This is a genomic window from Paenibacillus sp. FSL H8-0079, from assembly GCF_037991315.1.
GTDB lineage: Bacteria > Bacillota > Bacilli > Paenibacillales > Paenibacillaceae > Paenibacillus.
Genome location: NZ_CP150300.1, coordinates 6,308,829 through 6,332,207 on the forward strand (window position 1 = coordinate 6,308,829; position 23,379 = coordinate 6,332,207).

Here is a 23,379-nt window from a genome sequence, read left to right on the forward strand (position 1 = left end):
CGCATACTTCCAAAGTTATTCGGACTTGTTTCGAACTTGTAAACTTGCATCAGACAAAGGAAACACGAGTTGGAACGTCACGCCTTCCCCATCCTCTAGATCGCCTGTCAGCAGGGTGATTGTACCGCCCTGTTTTTCAACAAACTGCTTCACGAGAGATAGTCCCAGTCCGGTTCCGCCGGTTTTTCTAGCTCTGTCTTTGTTCACGGTGTAAAAGGGTTCAAAAATCTTCTCCCGTGCCTCTGCCGGAATCGGCGTACCCGAGTTGTAGATGCGAATGACCGCTTGGTGATCCTGCATCCGCAGTTCGTTCTTCACCCGAATCACACCATCCGGGACGTTATATTTGATGGCATTATCCAGCAAGTTGATGAAAATATGCATAAGGCTTTCCCGATCACTGCGGATCACCGCCGGTTCAAGATCCAGTTCCATGTTCAGCGCAAACTTCTCCGCTTTCCCACGCATCCGGCCACAGGCATCTTCCAGCAGAGCACTAACCTCTACATCTTCGGCCTGATTCTCGAAGTCGTACTTCTCCAGAGCAGATAAATGTAAGACTTTCTCAACCATCTCGTACAGCCGCTCGGTTTCTTTGCCAATGCTATTTGTGGCATCATCGAGCAATTGCGGATCATCCTTATACATGTCGAGCAGCTCCACATAGGCTTTGATCGACGTCAGCGGCGTCTTGAACTCATGGCTGATATTGCCGATATATTGTTTCTGCTGCTGTTCTAGCGCCTGAAGCTTCTCAATCGCCAGTTGCAGCTTCTGCTGCTCCGCATGCATGGCTGTGATATTTTGTTGGATCGATGTACTCATATAATAGATGCCCTGCCCTAGCTCGCCCAGTTCATCCTTGCGTCTCACAGGAGACTCCGTAATGTAGTCCCCTTCGCGAATGGAATCTGCGGACTTCTTCAGTCGGGTAATCGCAACGGCAAACCGATTGTAGAACAGGTACCCCAGAATGAAGCTCAGCGCCACAACCGCAATCCCCGCCCACATGAACAGTTGGAGGATACGGGCATAAAATTCATGATAGCTTTGGACCGGATATTGCATCCATACAGCACCCATCTGTCCATCCGGACCATCCAGCGGTGCCGCATAAAGCAAGGTATCCCCTTGCTCATGGTAGGCAATTTTATTTTCCAATGCATAGTTGAGCGTATCCTGAACAATCGCACTCTCCCCGGAGCTAATCGATGAACCGACTTGCTGACCTTTCATGTCATAGAGCGCTATCGGCAATCCGGTAGAGTTCGCCAATTCCTGTGCCAGCCTGCGACCGTTCCGCTGTAAAAAAACGTCCTGTTCGAGATGCACGGACTCCGTATAGTAGGCCTGTCGCACATTCAAATTCACCAGACGTGTCTGCTGCGACAGAATGCCCTCGATCTGTGACTGCTGATTGCGTTCAATACCTCGCAGTACAAGTGAACTGAGCACCACCACGGTCAGGATAAGTAATGCCGCCAGAAAAACACTGAATTTCAGCTTGATGCTGACTCTCATACCGCCCCGCCCGTTTCAGGCGCAGCGGCTTTGTAGCCAATCCCGTATACCGTCTGCAATTTTTGCTGATCCGTATCTCCAATTTTTTTACGCAAACGCTGGATGTGAATGTCTACGGTTCGTGTGCCACCCGCATACTCCATGCCCCATACCCGATCCAGCAGATCGTCTCGTGTGTACACCCGCTCGGGATTGGACATAAGAATCGTCAGTAGGTCAAACTCCTTCGGTGTCAGATCCAGCTTCTCTTCATTCACGGTGACCGTGCGATGAGCGACATGGATACGCAGATCGCCATTTACAATGGCCTGATTCTTCGCATCGTCAGGTGGTGGACTGCTTTTCTCGACACGGCGCATCAATGCTTTTACCCTTGCGAGCAGTTCGCGGATCTCGAATGGCTTGGTCATGTAATCATCGGCGCCCATTTCCAGGCCGACAATCTTGTCTACGATATCGTTTTTGACGGTCAGCAAAATAATGCCGATATCCTCCCGGTCCTCCAGCCTGCGACATACGCCATATCCATCAAGCCTTGGCATCATGACGTCCAGAATCATGACCTGTGGGTGAAACGATGCAACCTTGACCAAGGCCTCTTCGCCGTCACTCGCAGTCTCTACTTCATATCCTTCGCGCCGCAACGCGTAAGCAATGGCACTGACGATGCTTGATTCGTCATCTACCACGAGTACTTTTTTATTCATGGAATTCATCCTTTACGTTACACGAGGTAACTTCGATTGCAGTACCGTCTTCTGATCGCTGTTAGTTGATAAAGGGCGTAGCATATGCTTCCGAAGTAGCTTTCTGACAGAAAGCTTTGAACTTTGTTTCTTCAGACTGGTTCTGCACTCTTTGTTTTCGTGTAAATATTCAGTTCTTTTTATTTATGTTAGCAAGGTCTATGTTAATTGGCTATGGATGAGTTATCAATTTGTATGAGAAGCTCATGTCCTCTCAGCTTGGACGTTGCTCTACTTTCTTTATACCCCAAAGGCAACAAAAAGAGCCAACCCGTGATTGGATCAGCCCTTGGTCTGTAGATTCCTAATTCATAATGCTATATTGGCAACCATTTTTGATCTCCTCTGCATCTACTCCTCAAATGACAAATTCAACGGCTCGTCCGACATCTCATACTCTGTCTCCATGTGCGTCAGCGGTGTGTTCAGGTCAACTTCCTCGAAGCGGAAACTGTCGACCCACACTTTTCCTTTGCCATTTAAAATTACTCCGAACGAAATGACCGCGCTGCCCTCCGGCACATCAAGCACAATACTATACTGGTTCCATGGCTGCGTACCCGTAATAGGCCGATCATGCATGTTATCAAATTGAAGTACATCATGCACGTTATTATCCACCCGCATCCATAATCCGCAGAACGCGTCCACACGCTCGGTCTTCACGAATCCCGATAACTTCATCCGCTTACCCACATACTTGTCCGCTCTGAACTGTTGCATCATCGTTGCGAACTCGTTAGGCTCCATTGGCGTAACGGCTTTCAAATATCCTGATGCTTTTCCCTGATGCACTTCAGCAGGATCAATGCCCATCTCATAATTTTGCGGATGACTTCCGGTTAACATCCAACCTGTAATCGTTGACGATTGATTCATCTGTAATTCTCCTCCTCTGGTTCTTCCTTCGAATAATTTCAGATCGAACAGTTTGCGAAAACGTCCTGGTGGCATGCCATATAATTTGCGGAATGCGCGGGTGAAGGCTTCCTGACTCTCAAAACCACATGCCAGGGCGATGTCCAAAATGCCTGCGTCCGTCGATCGCAAGGTCGTGGACGCCAGACTCATCCGTCGGTTCCGGATATAATCCACCACGGTCATGCCCACCTCATTACGGAAAATTCGGTGATAGTGATACGGCGATAATAATGCCTCAGATGCCACTTCTTCCAGCCCAATCTGCTCATGCAGATGAGTCTCAATATAGAACAAACTTTGCTGAATCATTGCACGGTAACGGCTCAACTGAGGTAAAGCCCCCTTCCATATCCTTACTATACGTGAATGAGTTATCTCCGTTTTGATCATTTTTGCTAAAAAAAACCGATCAAGGGCTCGAACCCTTAATCGGTTTTTCGTATCTTCACTATTTCATTTATACCGCAGGCACAGGTTGCGCTATACCATGATCCTCTTCGTCATGATCCACAAGCGCATGTTTCTCCCAAGCCCGGCTCTTCCAGCGGAAGTACATGATGAAGGCACGCGTCCATTCATCCGCCGCAATGGCGAGCCAGATGCCCGCCAGCCCCATATTCAGCTGGAATACAAAGAGGTAGCCCAGTGGCAGACTCAGGCAGACCATGGAGATCAGCCCCATGTACACCGGGAACTTGGCATCCCCCGCTGCACGCAGCGAGTTAATGATGACGATGTTAGTGGTGCGTCCGGTCTCCAATACAATGCTCAGCAGAATAACCTGTGCAGCAATGCGAATGACTTCCGGATTATCCGTGAACAGACTCACCAGTGGTACGCGGAATGCAATGACCACCAGATCGACGGCAATGGTTACGATCATGGCCCATTTCACACTTTTCCAGACCCGGTGATAGGCCGTTTCCTGCTGCTTCGCACCAACGAGACGTCCAACCATAATTGCCGTTCCCATCCCAATTGCGAGACTGAACAGATAGATGTAGGATGAGATGTTGGTTGCGTACTGGCGAGAAGCCAGCGCTTCAGCGCCCAGGAATGTAGCATAGAAGAAAAAGACGAGCTGGCATGAGTGGTACATAATTTGTTCCACTGCGGATGGTACACCAATCTTCAGAATCTTCATGACATAATTTTTCGTAAATTGCAGATAGAATTTGAGTTCTACTCGCACTTCCGTCACGCGATACATCAGCCAGAAGAAGATTAACAGGCAGACAAAACGACTTACAATCGTCGAGATTGCTGCACCCTCTACACCCAGAGCTGGCATGCCGAAGTGACCAAAGATCAAAATGTAGTTTAAACCAACGTGAAGCACGTTCATAAATACGGAGACGTACATCGTCTCTTTTGTGAATCCATGCGTACGAATGATCGCAGCCAGTGAGTTGATTAGCGCTTGAAGGAAGATGGCTCCACCAACGATGTGCATATACGATTTGGCATAGACGAGGATTTCGCCCTGCACATTCATTTTCTCCAATAAAAATCCGCCAAACACCAGGAATGCTCCACTGAGCAATAGTCCCACCACAAGGTTGAGCGTAATCGCCATACCTGTGATTTTGGCTGCTTCATACAGCTTCTTCGATCCGATATATTGGGCGACCACAATCGCTGCCCCATTACCAACGACCTCCAACAGCAGTATGGCAATTGAAATAATCTGATTCGACGCCCCGATTCCCGCCACGGCATTGTCTGATACGGAACTGATCATCAACGTATCGACTGTACCCATCAACATAAATAGAAATACTTCCAGAAAAATCGGCCAGGTCAGTGTGAACAGATTAAGCTGTTTGCCCTGTTGTTGTGTCCCGGTCTCTGTAACGGCTGCACTCATGATGTCACCTCTTTAAACTCCGTAAAATGGATATTGCTCTATGATTTCCGACATCGTAACTAATTGTTTCAAAATGTAAACAAAGGGTATAGTAGCACAGTCTTTCTGAAAAAGCATCTGCTTTTACGAAAATATTTTTATTTTTTTCAAAAATATTGAAAATGATTGGAAAAGCATGAAAAAGCCTGGACGATATTCGCCCAGACTTCGGTTTGGAGTTAATTCATGGATGGATTTCATGATGAATGTTCAGCCATGCTTGCTCTATTTTATTTTACAGACCCTTGGGTAACCCCGTTGATGATCCACTTCTGTGCAAACAGATAGATGATAATCATCGGTAGCAACGCGAGCAGGTAGGATGCAAACGCAAGGTTAAATTCAGTATTGAACTGCCCTTGGAATACATACTGTACCAGCGGCAGCGTGTATTGTCCCGGATCACTGATAATAATGAGTGGCAGCAAGAAGTCGTTGTACGTGGACAGACAAGTCAGAATACCAACCGTGGCACTGATCGGTGCCATGAGCGGGAAAATGATTTTCCAGAATGTGCCCCAGGTTGTCGCCCCATCCACAAACGCCGCTTCCTCCAGCGCCACCGGAATGGACCGGATGTATCCAACGTACACAAATACGTTAAATGCCAGACCATATACCGTGTGAAGCAGGATCAGACCTACCAGATTCGTCATCTCCAGAGATGCGGTCAGCTTAACAATCGGCAGCATGATGATCGGGAACGGAATGAACATCGCGCTGACGAAGTAATAATACAATCCTTTGAAAAACTTGCGTTTCTGCATATTCCGCGCAATCGCATAGGCTACCATCGAGTTACTGAGCAACGTCAAAAGCACGGTGGATGCGGTAACGATCGCACTGTTACGGAAGGATTGGAAGAAGTTCGTCATGTCGATAGCCCTCGCGAAATTCTCCCAGTGAAGCGTTGTCGGAATGGCAAAGACCGATTGGGCCATCTGTTCCGGATTTTTCAAAGCAATCGTAACGGTCATATACAATGGGAACAGGATAAACAGGGTACCCAGCACAACGAGCAGCATAACGAGCCAATTGATTCGTGTACGGCTTCTCATTACAGATCCATCTCCCTTCTTTGCAGGAACCGGATTTGCAGAATTGAAATCACCGCAATAACGATGAAGTAAATAACCGAGTTCGCAGATTGATATGCATATTCGCCGCCTTCAAATCCGCCGGTGTAGATCAGATGAGAGATGGACTGCGTCGCCCGTCCGGGACCACCGTTGGTCAAGGCTACGATTTGGTCGAAGACCATAAGTGAATTTTTCATCGCCAGCACCATATTAATGGTGAAGAAAGGTGCAATCAGCGGGAAAGTAATGCTCCAGAATTCACGCCATTTGCCTGCACCGTCTAGATTGGATGCCTCGTACAGTGTCGTTGGTATCGTTTGCAGACCAGCCAAATACAGAATCGTATTCAGGGCCACCGATTGCCATACTGCAACAATGACGATACCGATCCAAGCCAGACTCTCGCTGCCGAGAATGTTGGTGGATAGCGCGTTGATACCCAGATTTTGTCCCCAGATCGGGAATACGTTGGAGAACAGGTAGTTAAATATGTAACCTACGATCAGCACACTCAGAATATTGGGCAGGAAATAGATGCCGCGGAAAAAGTTACGGAACTTGATCTTGGCATTCAGCCCGAGTGCAATGAGCAGGCTCAGGATATTGGTCAGGATCGTCACAACGATCGCAAATTTGAACGTAAACCAGTAGGCGTTACCTACATTGTCATCCTGGAACAAGTTGAAATAGTTTTTGAAGCCAACAAAATCATACTCTTTCCCGAATCCGTTATAATTCGTAAATGAGTAATAGATGCCCTGGAGGGCCGGCAGTGTCATAAATACGAAGAACAATACTACCGCCGGGACCGTCATCCAGTAATAGGGTGCGATACGCTTGTTCATATTCCATCCTCCTTCAGACCAGGCCTAGCGCCGATTGGCAACCTTGTCCCATTCTTTGTCGAGTGTATCTAGATAGTTGTCGATGTTTTGGTTCTGCAAAAAGGACTGTACGATGGAATTCAGCTGCACCGCAGCCGGAATATAGTGATCGGCAAAGTCAATGACCTTACCCTGCTCAATATATGGCATCAATTCCTGTACAGCAGGATCATCCTGCTTCACACCTTCGACCGCAGAGAACAGCGTCTGCTCGTCAATGTATCTTCCGATATTTTCGGGCTCTAACAGAAACGCAATAAACGTCTCCGCCTGCTCGCGATTAGGCGTGTCCGCTGCAATGGTAAACAGGGAGTCGATCCCGTTCACCAGTTTGATCTCGCTTGCATCGTTGCCCGTAGGGAATGGGAAGAAACCGATGTCAACATTTGGGTTCGCTTTGCGAATCTCCGAGATGGCCCAGGTTCCCTGGATGTACATAAAGGCTTCACCATTTGCAAAAGCACGGTTACCATCCGAATAAGCTTTACCAAAGTTATCGCCGTGACCGTACTTCATGAGTTCCAGCTGCTTCTCGGCTACCTCGCGGTACTTCTCCTTGAAGGTCACTTTGTCATCGCGCCGCTCTTGGTAGAAATCAATACCGACCAGATTGGAGCCAAGTGCATTGAAGGGCAGGCTCGTCTGCCAGTCATCCTTGTATGTGAAGTAAAATGGAACCTCACCTGCATCCTTGATCTTTTGGGCGGTCGTAATGAGTTCATCCCACGTCTTGGGCACGTCCAATCCCATTTCCTTAAACAACGTTTTGTTGTACATGATGCCGTTTGCATTAGTCGCGTAAGGAATACCTGTCACTTCGTCCATGCCTGTGAGATCCTTCAGCATTTGTATGTAGTTCGGATCAATCGTCTGGAGTAATGAACTATCCGTCAGATCGGTGAAAATATCACTCTGGGCAAGAATAGAATAGGTGTCGGTTGCACCCATAGCCATAATATCCGGTATATCATTTTTGACGACACGTGTCTTTAATACCGTCTCCGCATCGGGTGGATTCACCTGTGTCACCTGGATATCGTCATGCTCCGCGTTGAACGTCTTAATCAATTCATCAAAGGTTGTTTTGGCTTCAGGCTTGTTCTGGAAAAACTCAATCTGCACTTTGCCATTCGCGCTATCCCCACTGGTACAGGAAGATAGAAGTACAGCCATCATTCCACACAGCAACATTGTCCCGAGAGCCTTGGTAAGCGTTGTTCTCATGTTGTACCTCCCTCAGCTTTATAAATTGAACTAATGTGATTTACACGGTGTCACTCCGATTGCAGTACCATCTTCCGATCGTTGTTATCCCCAGATTTTTTTTTGATTCCCTTCCTGAAAGGGAAAATCCGGTGATAAACACGCACACTACGCTTCTTCAGATTGGTTCTGCACTCTCCGTGTTCGTGTATATCTTAGTTTCACTTTATATACGTAAAGATTTACCCATTCAAATGGTGAAATAACCATTTGGTTAATCCTTCCAAACTAACTTCAATCTGAACGGATGATAGAAGTCTTTATTATTTCTAAAACGGTTTCGATAAAAATGAATCAAGGCAGTTCTTCCCATGACCTGAATCAGGCATAACAAAAAGGACACCGGATGATATCCAATGTCCTACATTTATTAAGCTTATATTCAGCCACTGTAACGCTTTTATCCAACCTATTAAGAACGCTCAACCTTCGGCAAAGCATTACGTAAACGCTTGGCCCGATAACTCTGATATGCACGAATCAACATGCCGATGATGATCATGACCACACCGATGTTAATTGCGACATCAGCGAGATTCAAAATCCCGCGTCCTGACGGAAACACGAGAAAATCCGTGACCCGGGCATAGATAAATCGATCGAGTGCATTTCCTAAAGCTCCACCGACCATAAAGCCCGCGCCAGCTTGCATCCAGAAACCGCGAATCTCACCTTTACTCCGGTAATACAGCATGCCTGCTATGAACAGAACAGCAATCACACCGAACAGACGCGCATTTCCCTGAAACATGCTGCCCGCCATTCCACTGTTCTCGTAATGCTGTAACTGCATGCCCGAGTTACCCAGTCTCATCACGTCGCCAACTTCCATATACATTCTCACTGCAATCTTGGTTCCCTGATCCACCAAGGTCACCAGCAGTGCTACAAAATAAAACAGCATCGTGCTTCTCCTCCTGCCTACTGAGCGATAACTTATTTTAACTTTAAGAGTTATGTTTATTAGGTTCCCTTCACTTTAACACAGCCGGTGTACGGTATCCAAATGAACGATCTTTAACCACGCAAATAACGTCCACTAACATCGTTCAGACTGCATCCAGAAGGGACTACACTCATTCATGTCGAATGTAGACATCAATCATATATGTAAAGGGGCTGCCTGTAATTTGAACCTGACCACGACAGAGAAATTAAAGGAAATGCAGCAGGAAGAAAAGGACTTGATATTTGGCAAATTTGATTCTGAAACAGCACTCCAACTTGGCCTGCATCTGGTTGAAGAAGCGAAGCGTCGTTCCCAAGCCGTGACCATCGACATCACCCTGAAAGGACATCGTCTCTTTTTGCATGCGATGGAAGGCACTCATCCCGACAACGAAGACTGGATTCGCCGCAAGAACAACGTGGTGAATCATTTCTCATCCAGCTCATGGCATACGGCTCTGCGGTTAAGAAAAGAGGACCAAACGCTTGAGCAGGATTTCAATCTGCCTTCATCGGACTATGTCCTGGCTGGTGGCGCTTTCCCGCTGATTCTGAAAAATGAGGGACAAGTCGGCACCATTACGGTATCGGGTTTACCTGATGAGGAAGACCATGATCTGGTCACGACAGGCATCCGCTCTTTTTTGTTGAAGCAAGGTTAGATTAAATGGAGCAAAAAAAGCCCACCTGATCAATATAGATCAAGTGGGCTTTACTAGCTAAAGCAGTACTCAGGACGGATTTTTGCTTTTCATAATATGGTACACATTGCTAAAGCTGCCGGAGAGAATGCCTGTAATCGGGAATATGGCCCAATTGATATCCCACCGTTGATATACAAAGCCTGTGAACAAGAAGATGGCTGTCGCCAGCGGCCATACAATCGCTTCCACGGCTCTCACAATTTTTACTTCTTGCTTCTTCTCTACCGTCAACTGGTGCTTCTCCAGCAAGTTCGTGTAAGCCCCCTGAATATTGCCGTAATATACAAACAGGAATGCTCCTACCCCAGCCATAACCATAAAGGCAGATACACCATAAGAGGCGTAGTTATCATTGATAGAGGAGGCTGCGAAAATAAACACAGGAGACAGAATGCACAGGCAGACACCCGTAATGATGGCTATACGATAAGTCAGCGCGAAGCTCTCCCGACTATGCTGAATACTCATTTTAAGTGTATAAGGAAGCTGGAAGCCCTTCTCCATATGACTGAAGCGTTCAAGCTTCATGCCACTGTGAATGAACATGCCTACCGCAATGGCAATCAGCACGAACATGCCGATCAGGCCCAGTACAGCCCCTGTTTCCACCGAACGGTTTGCAGCTGAAGTGGCATAGTTCTCAAATAAAGTATCCATGAAAATCAGAAACGCCACACCCGACGCGCACAATAAAACACCCAGCCCGATCCAAAATCCGGCATTTCTTTTTGCAGTGGTATATGCGTAGGCTTCTTCTTCCGTCAGCACAGGTACTGCCTCTTCCGCACTGACTGGTTGAATACCGAGTTCTGCAGTTAGCTCCTCGATATTACCGAATTCTGAGATCACAATACCGATGGCTTCATTCTCCGACTTGCCTTCCCGCTTCAACTCCAGGTACTTATCTTCCATCCCCGAAAGGAGTTCCTGCTTCAGATGCTCCACCTCGGGTGTCTTCGGTAGACCAGCAAACATGTTCTCCAGATACACCATAATTGTCTCCATGTTCCGTCACAACTCCCTGATAAATAGATTAACAACCTCCTGCGTAACCTTCCATTCCTCACACTTTTCTCTGTAATAGTCGAGGCCGGGCAGCGTAATCCGGTAATAGGTACGGCGCTTTCCCAAACTATTCTCATCCAGGTAAAACGATTCAATATAACCGTTCTTCTCCAATCGGGTGAAGGCCGAGTATAATGTCGTCTCCTTCATGACGTACTTTTCCTCTGTCAGCTGCCTGATGTTCTTGGAAATCTCGTAGCCGTACGACTCCCCTTCGAGCAGCATGTAGAGGATCAGCGTATCATTGTAGCCACGTATAACGTCACTGCTGATCACAAAAGATACTCCTCCTCATTACTTCATCTGTCGTAGTAGTTGAAGTATAGCACATTTTACTACGACAGGTGAAGTAGTTATGCCAAAAATGGGCAATAAAAAATCCGTACCTGGGATAGGCACGGATTTTCTTCTTTTTCCTGTAGTTAAATTCCTGCTTTATTGGATCGCTGAGAGAACGTCCAGCAGCATGGATTTGAACTTGGGCCGATCAATGGCTTCACATACACGTACATTCGGCTCTTTGCCAAAACGTCCGTTGATATCCACCACACTGTATCCGCGCGTCAGTTCTCCAGCCGCTTCCACATCCACATAATATTGACCCGACTTGGTCATGATGGATTCATCTGCCGCAACAGCCATTAGCAACGTATCGGGATGAGTTGTGCCATTGAGTTTATGTACCGACTTGTTGAACTGCATAACCACTTTGTTGATTGCAGTGAAGAAATCGGCACCCGATGTACCGAGAGCTGCAATCTCTGCATGATCATCGTCGTCCATCACTGAATATTGCGTACACATCTCCCAGCCAACCATCGTGATCGGAATGCCTGCATGCAGTACAATTTTCGCCGCTTCCGGGTCTACATAGAAGTTATACTCCGCTGCTGGTGTGATATTGCCGAGTGCATTATTCGTTCCGCCCATGATGTACAGGTGAGCAATCTCCGGAATAATGGTTGGGTCCTTCTGGATCGCCATTGCAATGTTGGTCAAAGGGGCAATCGCCAACAGCTCAATTTCACCTGGATGTGCGTGCACCTTCTCAATGATGAAATCAACCGCATGCCCGCTCTCGGGACGTTGATCCGCCTTCGGGAAATGCGCGCCGCCCATGCCGTCATCGCCATGCACGTCTTCCACTGTGCGGTGCTGAGCCTTACCGTAGGCCATTAGCGGACGCTCGCAACCTTTATATACAGGCACCTTGCCGCCATGTCCAGCAACCTGTACCGTGTACAGGGCATTTTCAACCTCTTGGTCGAATTGTACGTTACCGCCCGTAATGGTGATGCCTTCCACCTGAAAGTGGTGCAATGCCGTCAGGATCGCAATCGTATCGTCTCCTGCTGTATCTGTATCGATGATGACTCTTCTCATGATGCCGCGCTCCTTCTTCCGTTTGATATTCATTTAGAACAAAAATACAACATTACACTTAATAACTCTGCGTACAGAACAATCTTAAGATCGCTGTTACCCTCAGATTTTTTTGTATACCTTCTTTCAAAGGTAAAAATCCGATGATAAAGGCGAACGCTTCGCTTCTCCAGATTTTTTCTGTCCTCTTCGTTTTCGTGTAAACACTATATTCATTCTAAATTATCGTTTATCTCTAGGCCTATTTTACATCAAAAACGTACCAATGACGATGGAAACGCCGATGATAATCGAACGCAGCAGCTGGGCTACCGCCATATTGCCTCGTGCAATTTCGTCACACACCCGCATTTTTGGAATCAGGAAATCAAATATAATATAGACCAGGCACAACACAATAATTCCAAACGCCGACCACAGCAGCATATCCAACCACGAATGCGTCGAGAAAGATACCATCCCCACAATAATACACAGTCCCAGCAATTTGCTGCCCATATACATACCTGCCGCCTCGTTACCTTTGGCGATTTCCTCACTATCGTTATACCGGGTCAATTTGCTAAAAGCGAAATATCCACATACCAATACCACCAGCAGAATGCCTACACCCACCGCGACATTCACGAGGTTCAATCCCAAGTTCTCCATTCCTTCTCCTCCTCATCATTCATCCGTTCACGAACCGTAGCCGCGCAATAATAGGCCATATCTCCGGTTACTTTCTCCCCGACCCGTGGTAGTATCCCAGCCAAACGCCCACCGATAACAAACACCCCTGTAAGCAGATAACCGCTGTACGCTCCATCTTTCGTCTCGATCACGGCCTGCTCCATTGGAACCAGCTGCTGATAGATTTTGGGCTGATTTTCGTAATAAGCTGTAATCTCTTCATCCTCGTCTGTCGCTCCAGTTGCAAGATTCGATTCCAGTTTCTCGCTAAGGGAATACTCTATATCCTGCTTTCCAAAGGCATTGTCCGTTTCTCCATCCAGCAAAAGAGTTCCTCTGCCTTCGCGCCCCCAATAACTTTTGGCTACATATGGTATGGCGCTCAGCTCGAAAGGCTCAGCTGAAAAATAGGTGGGCAGCAGATATCGGGAAATCACGTCCATCTCTGCTTCATCAAAGAGGGTAAACCCGCAATATTCCGGGGTTTGCTCGTTCCGCTCGTAGAGCGACCAGATTGCCGCCATGAAGCCTTTGCTCTGCATCAGCACATGCTGAACGGGATTCATCAGGCCAAGTCGTCCCTCCCGTACAAGATCAAGCAGGGCTACGCCAATGTCCACTCCTGTCGTCTCATCCCGATCATCGATCAGATACTCCAGCGGATAGAGACGGTACAGCAGGTTAATCTCCCGACCCTGATGGTAAAGCGCCTCCCCCGGAACAATCTCCAGTTCATCCAGTGGAGCATAGAAGACATCGTATCCGGCTTCCTGACAACGTCTCATCAGGTATTCCGTATTTGTTCGATCTTCGACATGTTCGCCAAAAGAAGTGAATGTCACCGGACCCTGCAATCCTTGGTTTGCGTAGAATTCGAGCCATATCCTAAAACACTCCCGAATACATACATCCATCTCGGCAGATGGTGCAGTTAGCGTAGCATCCTCAGCAAGACCGACCAGGATATCTTCCAATGCAGCAGCCTCCGGTATACCCGTAGGGGTGTCCGTATTATTTTCAATACACTTGGGCCCAGCCTCTCCAATAATCCAGTCCTGACGGGTAATGCCTCCAGTTACCAACTCCATACGTGCCGCTGGGATAAGCCCCGGATGTATACCCAACTGATACTCCAAAAAAGAATCCGGCATGTATTGCTGGATAAATCGCATCACTTTACAGTAAATGCCGTCTACCGCCTCGGCTGCAATACGCAACTCCTCTACCTCCGAGAGAGAATAGACCGTTAATGCAGGCACACAATATTGCTTCCCGTACATTCGATGGTATGGAATCTGTTGTCCCGCCTCACCCTGAAATACCTCTTCGTGACTTAACGGCAGTTGAACCACTTGCCTCATCCGTTTATCCTCCCGAGCTGCGGAAGAAGCTACCGAAGCCGCTTGATTTGGACTTGGATTTGCTATAGGAGCTGTTACTATCCTTGTTGCTTCGATACGACGACCCACCGTAGTAATAGTGCCCACTGCTGGAATCATATTCACATCCGGTATCATACTCCGGGTCACATTCATCATTGTTGCTGCCACAACCGGATAACACGGCAGGAACCGCCAGCATCAGGGAGAAAGCAACCAGTTTCGCTTTTGACCCGGGTTTCGATGCTTGCCCCCGCTCTTGGTCACTCATCACAGATCCACCTCTTTCATATAAAACAACACTTTCTTGCGATCCGCATCCAGCACGGAATACAGGAATTCATACGTCTTGCCAGCGCGAACCATGTAATGGTCCAGCAGTTGCTCGGCAAGTTCCATCGTATAGGTGGAGGAAGCTGTGAGTTCCAACTCCTGAAATGAACTTCCATTCCACAACATATACTCTGCACTGTACATGGAGGACATTTTGCACATTACCAGCGCAGCGTCCGCAATCGCCGCACCGTACACATCCGGCATCTGTTGCTCATACGCCGTTACATATACTGCATGTTCCCGCCCATCCTGGCATTCATTGGACAGATGCGCCCAGAGTTTGTTTTTCACCAAGGTGGCATCCACCAGTTTGCGCATGAACAGTTCATCTCGTGTGACTGAAGTCTGTTCCAGCACCCCCGTCTCCGCCTGTCGATCATCCGACCAACTCCGATACGTCAATGAATAATAGATACCGATAACCTCCCTTTTTGTAAGCTCTTAGGTGAGCCGTTTCAATTCATACAAACGTATTTAACGCATGGGGAGGTAAAAAGTTACACTATTCCCCATGACATGTAATAAAGAACATGTTGGCTACCTTCGTTCTCCGATTAACGAAGCAGGAAATAACATACTGTTTTCTGCGTTTGGTATGTAATTCAGTTCAAAAAGGCCGGAGAAGACTCTCCGACCGCACTTGTTTAATCTTATGATCATGCCATTCGGACTTATAACTCAGCCCATTGTGCCAATACATCATTATATTCAGTGGACAATTGCTCACGTTCATTCCAGATTTGTTCCAATTCAAGCGGATTGTTCTGCACAAATTCCAACTGTTGGTCCAGCACCTGAATCTGTGCCTCAAGACGAGCCAACGTCTGTTCCAGCTTCTCCGCAGACGGTTTGTTGCCATTGCCACTTCTATGTTTCGATGCAGCTGCTGCCGAAGGGGTCAACGACTTGCTTGATTCAGTAGAAGCTTCATAATCACGACTTCCTTCGGTAGCCGCAACAGTGGAACCGTTCATTGTCGAGTTTGTTTCTGGTTTCTTCCCTGATCTGGAAGTTCCGCCGGGCGCGGACGTTAAACCTGACTTCATCTCTGACTTGGCGTCCCCACGAGAAGAAACTCCCGCTCCTGCCGTAGCCTGGCCTCTCGCCGCCGCACGAGCTTGCAAATCAAGCTTCTTCTCACGATACGCCTCATAGTCTCCCAGATAAGCGGTCATCTGACCGTCCTCCAGTTCCCACACACGGGAAGCGAGGCGATTGACGAAGTACCGATCATGCGAGATGGCAAGTACGGTCCCTTCAAAATCAACCAGCGACTCTTCCAGCGCTTCTCTGGATGCGATATCCAGATGGTTGGTTGGCTCATCGAGCAGCAGTACATTGGGTTTGCGTTGCACCAGAAGAGCTAGCCGCAGACGCGTCCATTCCCCACCAGATAACTGTCCCACCGAGCGGGAGACATCCGCTCCATAGAACAGATATCGGGCCAGAATTCCGCGAGCCTCTCCCTCTTCAACGCCTGCTTCCAGACGGAAGTATTCAAGTACGTTCAGCTTTGGATTCGTAGGTTCCTCCTGTTGAGCCAGATATCCCACATCCACGCGAGCACCCCACTCCAGCTTGCCCGCATTGGGTTGCTCTTCACCAAGCAACAGCTTGAACAGGGTCGTCTTACCGGAACCATTGCGGCCAATGAGTGCAATTTTATCTCCATATTCCAGCAGACCCGAGATTCCGCGCAGGATTTCACGCTCACCATAGCTTTTCTCGACCTGTTCCAATACCGCTACCCGTTTACCCGTTCGATCCGTAGGACGCACATCGAACTCGGCATTGCGGCGCTCCAGTAAAGGACGCTTCACCTGTTCCATCCGCTCCAGCGCCTTGCGCATGGAAGCGGCCCGCCGGAAGAACTTTTCATTGCCACCCACACGACCCCATTCCTCAAGTTGGCGAATCGTTTCTTTCATTTTCTTGATAACCTTCTGCTGCTCTTTAAACTCCTCGAATTGCTGCAACAGCCGTTGTTCCTTCACTTTCATATATTCCGTATAACCGCCAGCAGATGTTTCTGCTTCTCCATCCTCCAGCTCCAGTGTTCGATTCACTACCCGATCCAGAAAATAACGATCATGCGAGATCAGGACAATGGTGCCGGGATATTCTCGTAAAAATCCTTCCAGCCACTCGACCCGCTCCAGATCAAGATGATTCGTCGGCTCATCCAGCAATAACAGGTCGGGTCTTACGATTAGCTGTGAAGCCAGCACCACCCGAGTCTGCTCCCCACCGGACAGGGAACCAAAGCGCCAACCATAATGCGCCTTGGCGATATCCAAACCGTCCGCCACCTGATCGATCCGGGCATCCATTTCGTATCCACCCTCACGCTCGAACTGTTCTTGCAGTGCCGCGTAGCGTTTCAGCAGGCGCTCCAATTGATTAGCGTCTGCTGCACATGCCGGATCGGACATCTGCTGCTCCATTTCCTTCATTTGCGTGCGACATATCATAAGCTCCTTAAATCCAAGGCTCAGCACATCCAGTACGGTATGGTCATCCAATCCTTCTGGAACCTGAGCCACATATCCCATTCGTGTATCTTTCTTGATCATTAATTGCCCTTCATCCGGCTTGTTCAGTCTTGCCATCAGGCGCATAAGTGTGGTCTTGCCGCTTCCGTTGCGGCCGATCAGGGCGACCTTGTCACCTTCCATAATCTCAAACGTAATGCCGTCCAGCACCAGATGTGCTCCGTGGTATTGAGTCAGTTGTTGCGCGCTAATCATCATCATAATAAGGTTCCTCCTATGGTATGGAAGATCCTGACCGCAACACAAAAAGAGCCGCAGGAGGTTAGCTCCGCGGCCCTTCAGAATTCAAGCAATATCGCTTATCGTCCGAATGAGGTCAAGGCAGGCATCTTCTCGCAAATGTTAACTTCCGTATATTCAAAATTGGACAGACTTCTCCCGTTGGTCAGAAAAGTATGAACAATGCCAGCCATAGCAATCGGCAGCTGGCTAATACGGTTGTTAAGCATCTCGTGATTCACCTGTCTTCACCTCCCTTGTCATAATTAATGTCAATATATCACATACGAATGCGTTTCCGCAACCATCCCTTCGCCCAATTCAATCTTACTGTACAGTAGTTTCATTCTTACGCTTAATTCCTGCCCCGTCGCCGAAGCATTACATCCCTGATCGCCACCGTAATAAGTGTTAACATTCCCGAGGTACCCAGTGATGCGCCGAGCAGGGCATATCCGATGCCATTCCACCCGCCAATATCGATGCTGATCATGATTACAACGGCACCACCGAGCAAGGCTACACATGGCAAAATATATTGAACCCACGTCATTCGCCGTCCTTGCATCCGGTAGATCAGCCATTCAATCAGTAGCTGCACCGCCCACATTCCCAATGTCCACAAGATCAGTACTTCCATAAGGTTCCCCTCCTGTTGCTGGATGGATCAAGCCCTTTGTTACAGACCTTACGTTACTTCAACCAATCTGAGAAAAAGTTCCGGTAGCCTTCTTTCATCTTCGTGCGCGAAAAAGCACCAAACGCATACTCCCGGTTGTCTTCTGACACACTGCGCGGCGCGGCCGCAGCCATGTTCACCAGTTCAAACCAGTTATCCTCGTTGCCTGCAAAGGCATGCGTGGATCGAATGTGACCGTAGCAAGCATGCTCCGGTTTCACGACCATTTTGCCCATTGCCATCGCTTCCGTCAGCGGCATCGCAAACGTATCAAAGGCCGAACAGCTCCAATACACCTTGGATGAGTTCATCAACGTAAATATCTCATCCTGTGTGAGCGCAAACTTCAGCTTCACGTTGGAAGGAATGTCGTACTTCTTCATGGTTTCCTTATAGCGTACACCGCCAAACACCATATATACTTCCTTGTCCGGGTTCTGCCGAGCATATTCCAAAACTAGATCCGGGCGACGGTTCGCCTCATCCCGACCGATCCAGAGCACCCGATTATGCACAACCTGGCTCGGGTCATAGTGCCGATTCGCCAGCTCTTCGCTAAAACCAATCGGGATGACGTTCACGTCATGTACGCCGAAATTGCGGCCCAGTTCTGTTTTCAAAAACTCGGTCTGTACAATCGCTTTATCCACCATCGTATAAAATGGCTTCATCATCTCATATCCCGTCAGTGCGGGATCAGGGAAACTATGCGGAAACAATACACTCTTCGGTAAAAACATCTTCAAAAACGTAAACCCGGATACGGTGTAGATGACATGCTCTATATTTTGGCTATGAATCTGGTCCAGCACGATATCGTAATTCACCAGGTCACCTTTCTCATGCTCATACCCTGGTAACCAGTCGTATCCGCTGACATGACGCTCTGGCGAGATGAACACAATATCCACGCCCAGCTCCAGACCAATCTGCTTCAGTCGATCCGCAAATACGCGTGGCCCCTGAGCTTCCGTGAATTGAATTTTACGCATAACAAGTCCGACTTTACGCAAGCTTCTCACCCCTCATTTCTATTCCTCACCCATGTGCTTCATGCACTGTTCCAGCGTTGCTGCCGTCTCAAGCCATTGGTTCCGCAGCTGTTCCTTCGGCCACACACATTCCTCACTCCTCAGGTCACCATCAATCAAACGCAGCATCCAGAGCGAAAATACAATAGCATAGGCGTCGTACCATTCTGCAAAAGAAACCCGTTTAATCTGTACGCCCAGGCTCCCCAGTTTGTCCAAATAAACATCCATAACCCGCTCTCGCAATGCAGGCGTAACCGTTCTGGGAAACAGCGGATGCGAGAGATCAACTAGGTGATATATATCCCACAGCGGCGTATTCAGATGGGCATGCTCCCAGTCCAATATGACCAGTCTGCCGGCCACCTCCGCCATGTTACCCGGATGCAGGTCTCCGTGACACAAAACAGTAGGAAGTTCTTCCTCTGCCGTGAGGATCAACGTGGCAATCTTGTCCCAATCCAATGAAGACAACCGCATATCCAGTCTGGATAACAGGCCATCCGTAGATTGCCTATACATTTGCAACTCGTCCAGCATCGTGCGAATGGACGGTTTCTGGCCTACGCGAGGCAGTTCGCTCCAATCCGTAACAGGCAGTGCATGCCACGCTGCCATATGTACCGCTGCATCGAGCATCGTCGCTTCTTGCGAATCATGCACCAGTTTCCCCAGATCCTCGTAGATCATCCAGCTCTGTGCTGGTGCAAGGGTAAGATCCGACGCTGCAATGAGCTGCGGATAAATCGGTGGCAGGCCAGACATCACACGCTCGTACATCCATCGTTCCCGTCCATGCTGTGCAGGATTCGTCAGTGGTTTGAAAATATAGCTTTCACCGGTAGGAACAGTGAATCGCTCCACATATCGACCGTTCATTCCTTGATACAGCTGTTCGCGGCTTGTTATATAGTGATCATTCAGCATTCCTTCGGGCGTCACCCAACTGTATGCATCCAACTCTTCGTTCACGCTACCACCATCCATTTCGTTCTTCCTGCTGCTCCGATGTTGATTTCTATTCATCATACGTTGCCACTCACAAGCCTGCAAGCTTTGGTCGTAAGCGCTTATTTAGGATCTCAAGTCATAGGTTCTAAAGTGCTTGTTGCATTTTGGTTAGTAATCACTTACTATACAATCATGAAGAACAAATCTCATGTGGATAGCAAAAAGAAAGATATCCTACAAGCGGCGATGCGCTTGTTCGCAACCAAAGGCGTTGACGGCATATCCGTCAAAGAGATCGGTGACGCCGCCGGAGTAACCGATGCGGCGATCTACAAACATTTTAAAAACAAAGATGCCGTTGCCCTGGAAGCCTTCACCCAATACTGCGCGGACTATACTGCACTGATTGACGGGTATGTTCGACAGGAAGGTCCCGTGTTGGAACGCTTCAAGCAACTGGTGACCGAGGTTCTCCATCTGCATGATGAGGATCCCTACGGGCTGCTGCTGATTTCACAGAATCATGAAATATTCATTGAAGCCGGGAGCAGCGAGGATTACCGTCAGCCGTTGGATGCGTTAATGGATCTGATCGATCAGGGAATGATGCGGGGCGAGCTGCCTCAGCAGGATTCGAGGCTCACAGCCGTGCTGGTGATCGGTGCAATTACACGCATGGCGGTCTCCAGTATGCAAGGTGAGCTACCAGAGCTGTTGGTACCTTATACGGGCGAGACTGTTCACCGACTTGCATCAATGTTGGGGCACTTACCTCAGGAGTAACGATGGAAATGGGATGAAGCCAGAAATGGAGTAGCGGAGCGTAGGGAAAACGACGTGAGCAACTACATTGTTTCCGAAGGAAACAACCTTCGTAAGCATCCGCTTATTTCAGCTGAATCCCATATTCGATGCGGATGATGCCGCTAGGCATGATTCGTAATTAAAGGCGGACTTGTTGAACAACTTCTAAAAGAGAATCGTCAGCATACCATTAGGATATATGAATGGATTATCGGGTCACACGTGACCTTTTCTTTTTGCACATGAGGTTAGTGTTCATTAACTAAAATAGTCAGGACGTGTCATCTTCCATGAAAAAAATATTAATTATTCAAGGCAATCCCGTCTCCCCCAGTTACAACGGCGCACTAGCCGAAGCCTACCGTAAAGGTGCGGTGCAGGCGGGTGCTGACGTCCGCATGATCACCCTGAACGAGTTGGCGTTCAACATGAATCTGGAAGGAGGATATCGTAATAAACTTCCACTTGAACCAGATTTGCTACAAGCTCAAGAATCAATCAAGTGGGCAGAGCATCTCGTATGGGTGTTCCCAATATGGTGGGGAGGACCACCTGCCCTGCTGAAAGGTTTCGTTGACCGAATCTTCATGCCAGGATACGCCTTCAAGTATCAAAAAGGAAAACCTTTCCCGGATCAACTGCTCAAAGGCCGCACCGCTCGCATGATCACCACGATGGATGGTCCGAGCTGGTACTTCAAATGGTTCCAGGGTGAACCCGCACATAAAATGATGAAGATCTCCACATTTGCACTGACTGGCATCAAACCTGTGCGGATAACAACTGTAGATCAAGTTGGTAAGAAGTCAGATGAACAGAGAAAGAATTGGTTGGATAAGATCGAGGAGCTTGGGCGGAAAATGGGGTAAAAGATTGTCTGAAAAAATACCTCATCAGAAGTATAAGCTTCCCTCCAGATATTCACGTTGTAAGTTAAATCAAAAATCTGGGGATAAACGCAATTCGGAGATAGTCCTGTATTCCGCGAGTGGCGCAATTGTAATTATAGTCTGACTTATATCAGAAAGCAGAAATGTGCCTATTCCCAGTTAAAAAAAGGGTTATCCCCTACGTCTTGTTTAAGACGTAGGGGATAACCCTTTTAGCATTCATTATGGTCTAATGAACCGTAAACACGCTACTAGCGCCATTGTCGATAAGTCTGAGGTTTAACGAATCGTAGACGCGTTATTTCCTCGATCTGTGTATCATTTGGCGGTTTTAAACTAGTTTGCACCGGAATAACTTCACTGAGGTTCGTTACATTTTGCATTCCACGCTAAATCGCCATATAACACTCACTCGGTTCGTTAGCGACCTGCACTTAGAGAGACAAAACCGCAAAACAGGTCAGCGTGATACGCCAATCGCCCGCCTTTGGAAAGTCGACTTCGCATCAGTAATGCAATGGAAACAACCATGGTAAGCAACCCCAACCAATAGCCCATACAACACCACGAACAATCGATTACCTAAACGAAATACGACCCGATGGATGCTCAGGCAAAATAGCTGTAACCAGTTGTTGCACAGCTGGATGATCAGACTGCATTACCGAATCGCCGGCCTCACCGCTATAGACAATCCTTCCCTGATCCATCACGGCAATGCGGTCACAGATGGTCATGGCTGCCCGAATGTCATGTGTGATAAAGAGGTACGACAATCCGTAGGTAGTTCTTAACTCTGCCAATAAGGCTAAGATTTGCGTCTGGTGCACCATATCCAGGCTGCTGATCGATTCATCCAGTACGATTAACTTTGGCTTGAGCGCAATGGCTCGTGCGATGTTAACTCGCTGTAATTGGCCACCGCTGAACTGATGCGGAAGCTTGTTTGCATCCTCAGGTGTAAGTCCAACCTGTTCAAGCAGTTGTCCGACCACACGAAGTTGTTCTTTTGCCGAAAATCGCTCGTAATTATCCAGCGGCTCCCCAATGATCTGCGCGGCAGTCATAAGTGGATTCACAGCCGAATAACAGTCCTGGAACACGACCTGCAGATCACGCCGTAATCCCTTAAGCACGGGTTTATTAGATCGATAGATGTCCTGACCCTGAAACAAAACCTGACCCTGGCTGGGCTTCTCCAGACCAAGAATAATTTTGCCCAAGGTACTTTTACCAGCCCCGCTCGTACCCAAGAGCCCCAGACAAACACCCTTTTCAATCGTAAGTGAGATGTCTGCCAGCACAGGAGGACGCGCTCCTGAACGATCCAGCCAATTACGTTTGCCATAGCTATGGCTTACTTCACGTACCTGAAGCATTAGGTCATCCTCCTCTTTTGTACTGGGCAGAAGCAATCTTCGAACAAGCTGAAATTACACATCACCA

General features: G+C 48.1%; 24 protein-coding genes. 3 read left to right on the top strand and 21 right to left on the bottom strand.

Annotated elements, in window-relative coordinates; translation table 11 throughout:
• Nucleotides 1-15 precede the first annotated feature (15 nt).
• The 8 genes from MHI06_RS28095 to lspA all read right to left on the bottom strand — a co-directional run bounded on the left by MHI06_RS28095 (nt 16) and on the right by lspA (nt 9,224).
• Complete coding sequence (locus MHI06_RS28095) at nt 16-1,521, bottom strand: HAMP domain-containing sensor histidine kinase (RefSeq protein WP_340399796.1); 1,506 nt, start codon at nt 1,519-1,521, stop codon at nt 16-18.
• Nucleotides 1,518-2,228: a response regulator transcription factor gene (locus MHI06_RS28100; protein WP_340399797.1), complete on the bottom strand. Its 711-nt coding sequence runs from the start codon at nt 2,226-2,228 to the stop codon at nt 1,518-1,520. Before MHI06_RS28100 ends, MHI06_RS28095 begins: the two co-directional genes overlap by 4 nt.
• 390 nt (nt 2,229-2,618) lie before the next feature.
• Entirely contained in the window at nt 2,619-3,515 is an 897-nt protein-coding gene (locus MHI06_RS28105; protein ID WP_340399798.1) for an AraC family transcriptional regulator, read from the bottom strand.
• Between the two features lie 130 nt (nt 3,516-3,645).
• Nucleotides 3,646-5,055, bottom strand: a complete 1,410-nt coding sequence (locus tag MHI06_RS28110) for an MATE family efflux transporter (RefSeq protein ID WP_169479945.1) — start codon at nt 5,053-5,055, stop codon at nt 3,646-3,648.
• A gap of 269 nt (nt 5,056-5,324) precedes the next feature.
• A complete protein-coding gene (locus tag MHI06_RS28115; RefSeq protein WP_169479946.1) occupies nt 5,325-6,152 on the bottom strand; it encodes a carbohydrate ABC transporter permease in 828 nt (275 codons plus the stop codon).
• Entirely contained in the window at nt 6,152-7,018 is an 867-nt protein-coding gene (locus tag MHI06_RS28120; protein WP_036606633.1) for a sugar ABC transporter permease, read from the bottom strand. Before MHI06_RS28120 ends, MHI06_RS28115 begins: the two co-directional genes overlap by 1 nt.
• A gap of 24 nt (nt 7,019-7,042) precedes the next feature.
• On the bottom strand, nt 7,043-8,281 hold the full coding sequence (locus MHI06_RS28125; RefSeq protein WP_340399799.1) for an extracellular solute-binding protein: 1,239 nt from the start codon (nt 8,279-8,281) through the stop codon (nt 7,043-7,045).
• Nucleotides 8,282-8,732: 451 nt separating this feature from the next.
• Complete coding sequence (gene lspA, locus MHI06_RS28130) at nt 8,733-9,224, bottom strand: signal peptidase II (RefSeq protein WP_340399800.1); 492 nt, start codon at nt 9,222-9,224, stop codon at nt 8,733-8,735.
• 226 nt (nt 9,225-9,450) lie between these two features.
• Here lspA and MHI06_RS28135 point away from each other — a divergent pair, with 226 nt between their 5' ends.
• On the top strand, nt 9,451-9,930 hold the full coding sequence (locus MHI06_RS28135; protein ID WP_340399801.1) for a heme-degrading domain-containing protein: 480 nt from the start codon (nt 9,451-9,453) through the stop codon (nt 9,928-9,930).
• Nucleotides 9,931-9,999: 69 nt separating this feature from the next.
• Here the strand turns inward: MHI06_RS28135 and MHI06_RS28140 are convergent, their stop codons facing one another.
• The 12 genes from MHI06_RS28140 to MHI06_RS28195 all read right to left on the bottom strand — a co-directional run bounded on the left by MHI06_RS28140 (nt 10,000) and on the right by MHI06_RS28195 (nt 20,317).
• Nucleotides 10,000-10,977, bottom strand: coding sequence for a permease prefix domain 1-containing protein (locus MHI06_RS28140; protein ID WP_076216809.1), 978 nt, complete (start codon nt 10,975-10,977; stop codon nt 10,000-10,002).
• A 6-nt stretch (nt 10,978-10,983) separates the two neighbouring features.
• Nucleotides 10,984-11,313: a PadR family transcriptional regulator gene (locus MHI06_RS28145; protein ID WP_340399802.1), complete on the bottom strand. Its 330-nt coding sequence runs from the start codon at nt 11,311-11,313 to the stop codon at nt 10,984-10,986.
• 159 nt (nt 11,314-11,472) lie between these two features.
• Nucleotides 11,473-12,420 (bottom strand): nucleoside hydrolase, encoded by a 948-nt coding sequence (locus tag MHI06_RS28150; protein ID WP_036671600.1) that lies wholly within the window; start codon nt 12,418-12,420, stop codon nt 11,473-11,475.
• 246 nt (nt 12,421-12,666) lie between these two features.
• Nucleotides 12,667-13,071: a DUF350 domain-containing protein gene (locus MHI06_RS28155; protein WP_017691702.1), complete on the bottom strand. Its 405-nt coding sequence runs from the start codon at nt 13,069-13,071 to the stop codon at nt 12,667-12,669.
• The gene (locus MHI06_RS28160; protein WP_340399803.1) at nt 13,053-14,453 is read right to left on the bottom strand and encodes a glutathionylspermidine synthase family protein; all 1,401 of its coding nucleotides are present in this window, start codon (nt 14,451-14,453) and stop codon (nt 13,053-13,055) included. The genes MHI06_RS28155 and MHI06_RS28160 overlap by 19 nt, the downstream gene beginning before the upstream one ends.
• A 4-nt stretch (nt 14,454-14,457) precedes the next feature.
• On the bottom strand, nt 14,458-14,742 hold the full coding sequence (locus tag MHI06_RS28165) for a hypothetical protein (protein WP_036671603.1): 285 nt from the start codon (nt 14,740-14,742) through the stop codon (nt 14,458-14,460).
• Complete coding sequence (locus tag MHI06_RS28170) at nt 14,742-15,209, bottom strand: hypothetical protein (RefSeq protein WP_340399804.1); 468 nt, start codon at nt 15,207-15,209, stop codon at nt 14,742-14,744. Before MHI06_RS28170 ends, MHI06_RS28165 begins: the two co-directional genes overlap by 1 nt.
• 269 nt (nt 15,210-15,478) lie before the next feature.
• Nucleotides 15,479-17,560 carry an ABC-F family ATP-binding cassette domain-containing protein gene (locus tag MHI06_RS28175; protein ID WP_340399805.1) on the bottom strand — a complete coding sequence of 694 codons (2,082 nt, stop codon included), beginning with the start codon at nt 17,558-17,560 and terminating at the stop codon, nt 15,479-15,481.
• Nucleotides 17,561-17,658: 98 nt separating this feature from the next.
• A complete protein-coding gene (locus tag MHI06_RS28180) occupies nt 17,659-17,820 on the bottom strand; it encodes a hypothetical protein (RefSeq protein WP_017691697.1) in 162 nt (53 codons plus the stop codon).
• Nucleotides 17,821-17,933: 113 nt separating this feature from the next.
• Nucleotides 17,934-18,218: a hypothetical protein gene (locus tag MHI06_RS28185; RefSeq protein WP_340399806.1), complete on the bottom strand. Its 285-nt coding sequence runs from the start codon at nt 18,216-18,218 to the stop codon at nt 17,934-17,936.
• A gap of 53 nt (nt 18,219-18,271) precedes the next feature.
• Nucleotides 18,272-19,270: a glycosyltransferase gene (locus MHI06_RS28190; RefSeq protein ID WP_340399807.1), complete on the bottom strand. Its 999-nt coding sequence runs from the start codon at nt 19,268-19,270 to the stop codon at nt 18,272-18,274.
• Between the two features lie 18 nt (nt 19,271-19,288).
• Nucleotides 19,289-20,317, bottom strand: coding sequence for an aminoglycoside phosphotransferase family protein (locus tag MHI06_RS28195; protein WP_340399808.1), 1,029 nt, complete (start codon nt 20,315-20,317; stop codon nt 19,289-19,291).
• A 114-nt stretch (nt 20,318-20,431) separates the two neighbouring features.
• Between MHI06_RS28195 and MHI06_RS28200 the strand changes: the two genes are divergently transcribed.
• Both MHI06_RS28200 and MHI06_RS28205 read left to right on the top strand, forming a co-directional pair.
• Complete coding sequence (locus MHI06_RS28200) at nt 20,432-21,022, top strand: TetR/AcrR family transcriptional regulator (RefSeq protein ID WP_026081408.1); 591 nt, start codon at nt 20,432-20,434, stop codon at nt 21,020-21,022.
• A 311-nt stretch (nt 21,023-21,333) separates the two neighbouring features.
• Entirely contained in the window at nt 21,334-21,912 is a 579-nt protein-coding gene (locus MHI06_RS28205) for an NAD(P)H-dependent oxidoreductase (protein ID WP_340399809.1), read from the top strand.
• A 599-nt stretch (nt 21,913-22,511) separates the two neighbouring features.
• On the opposite strand, the gene nikE is transcribed toward MHI06_RS28205, so the two are convergent.
• Nucleotides 22,512-23,312, bottom strand: coding sequence for a nickel import ATP-binding protein NikE (gene nikE, locus MHI06_RS28210; protein WP_340399810.1), 801 nt, complete (start codon nt 23,310-23,312; stop codon nt 22,512-22,514).
• Nucleotides 23,313-23,379: the final 67 nt, after the last annotated feature.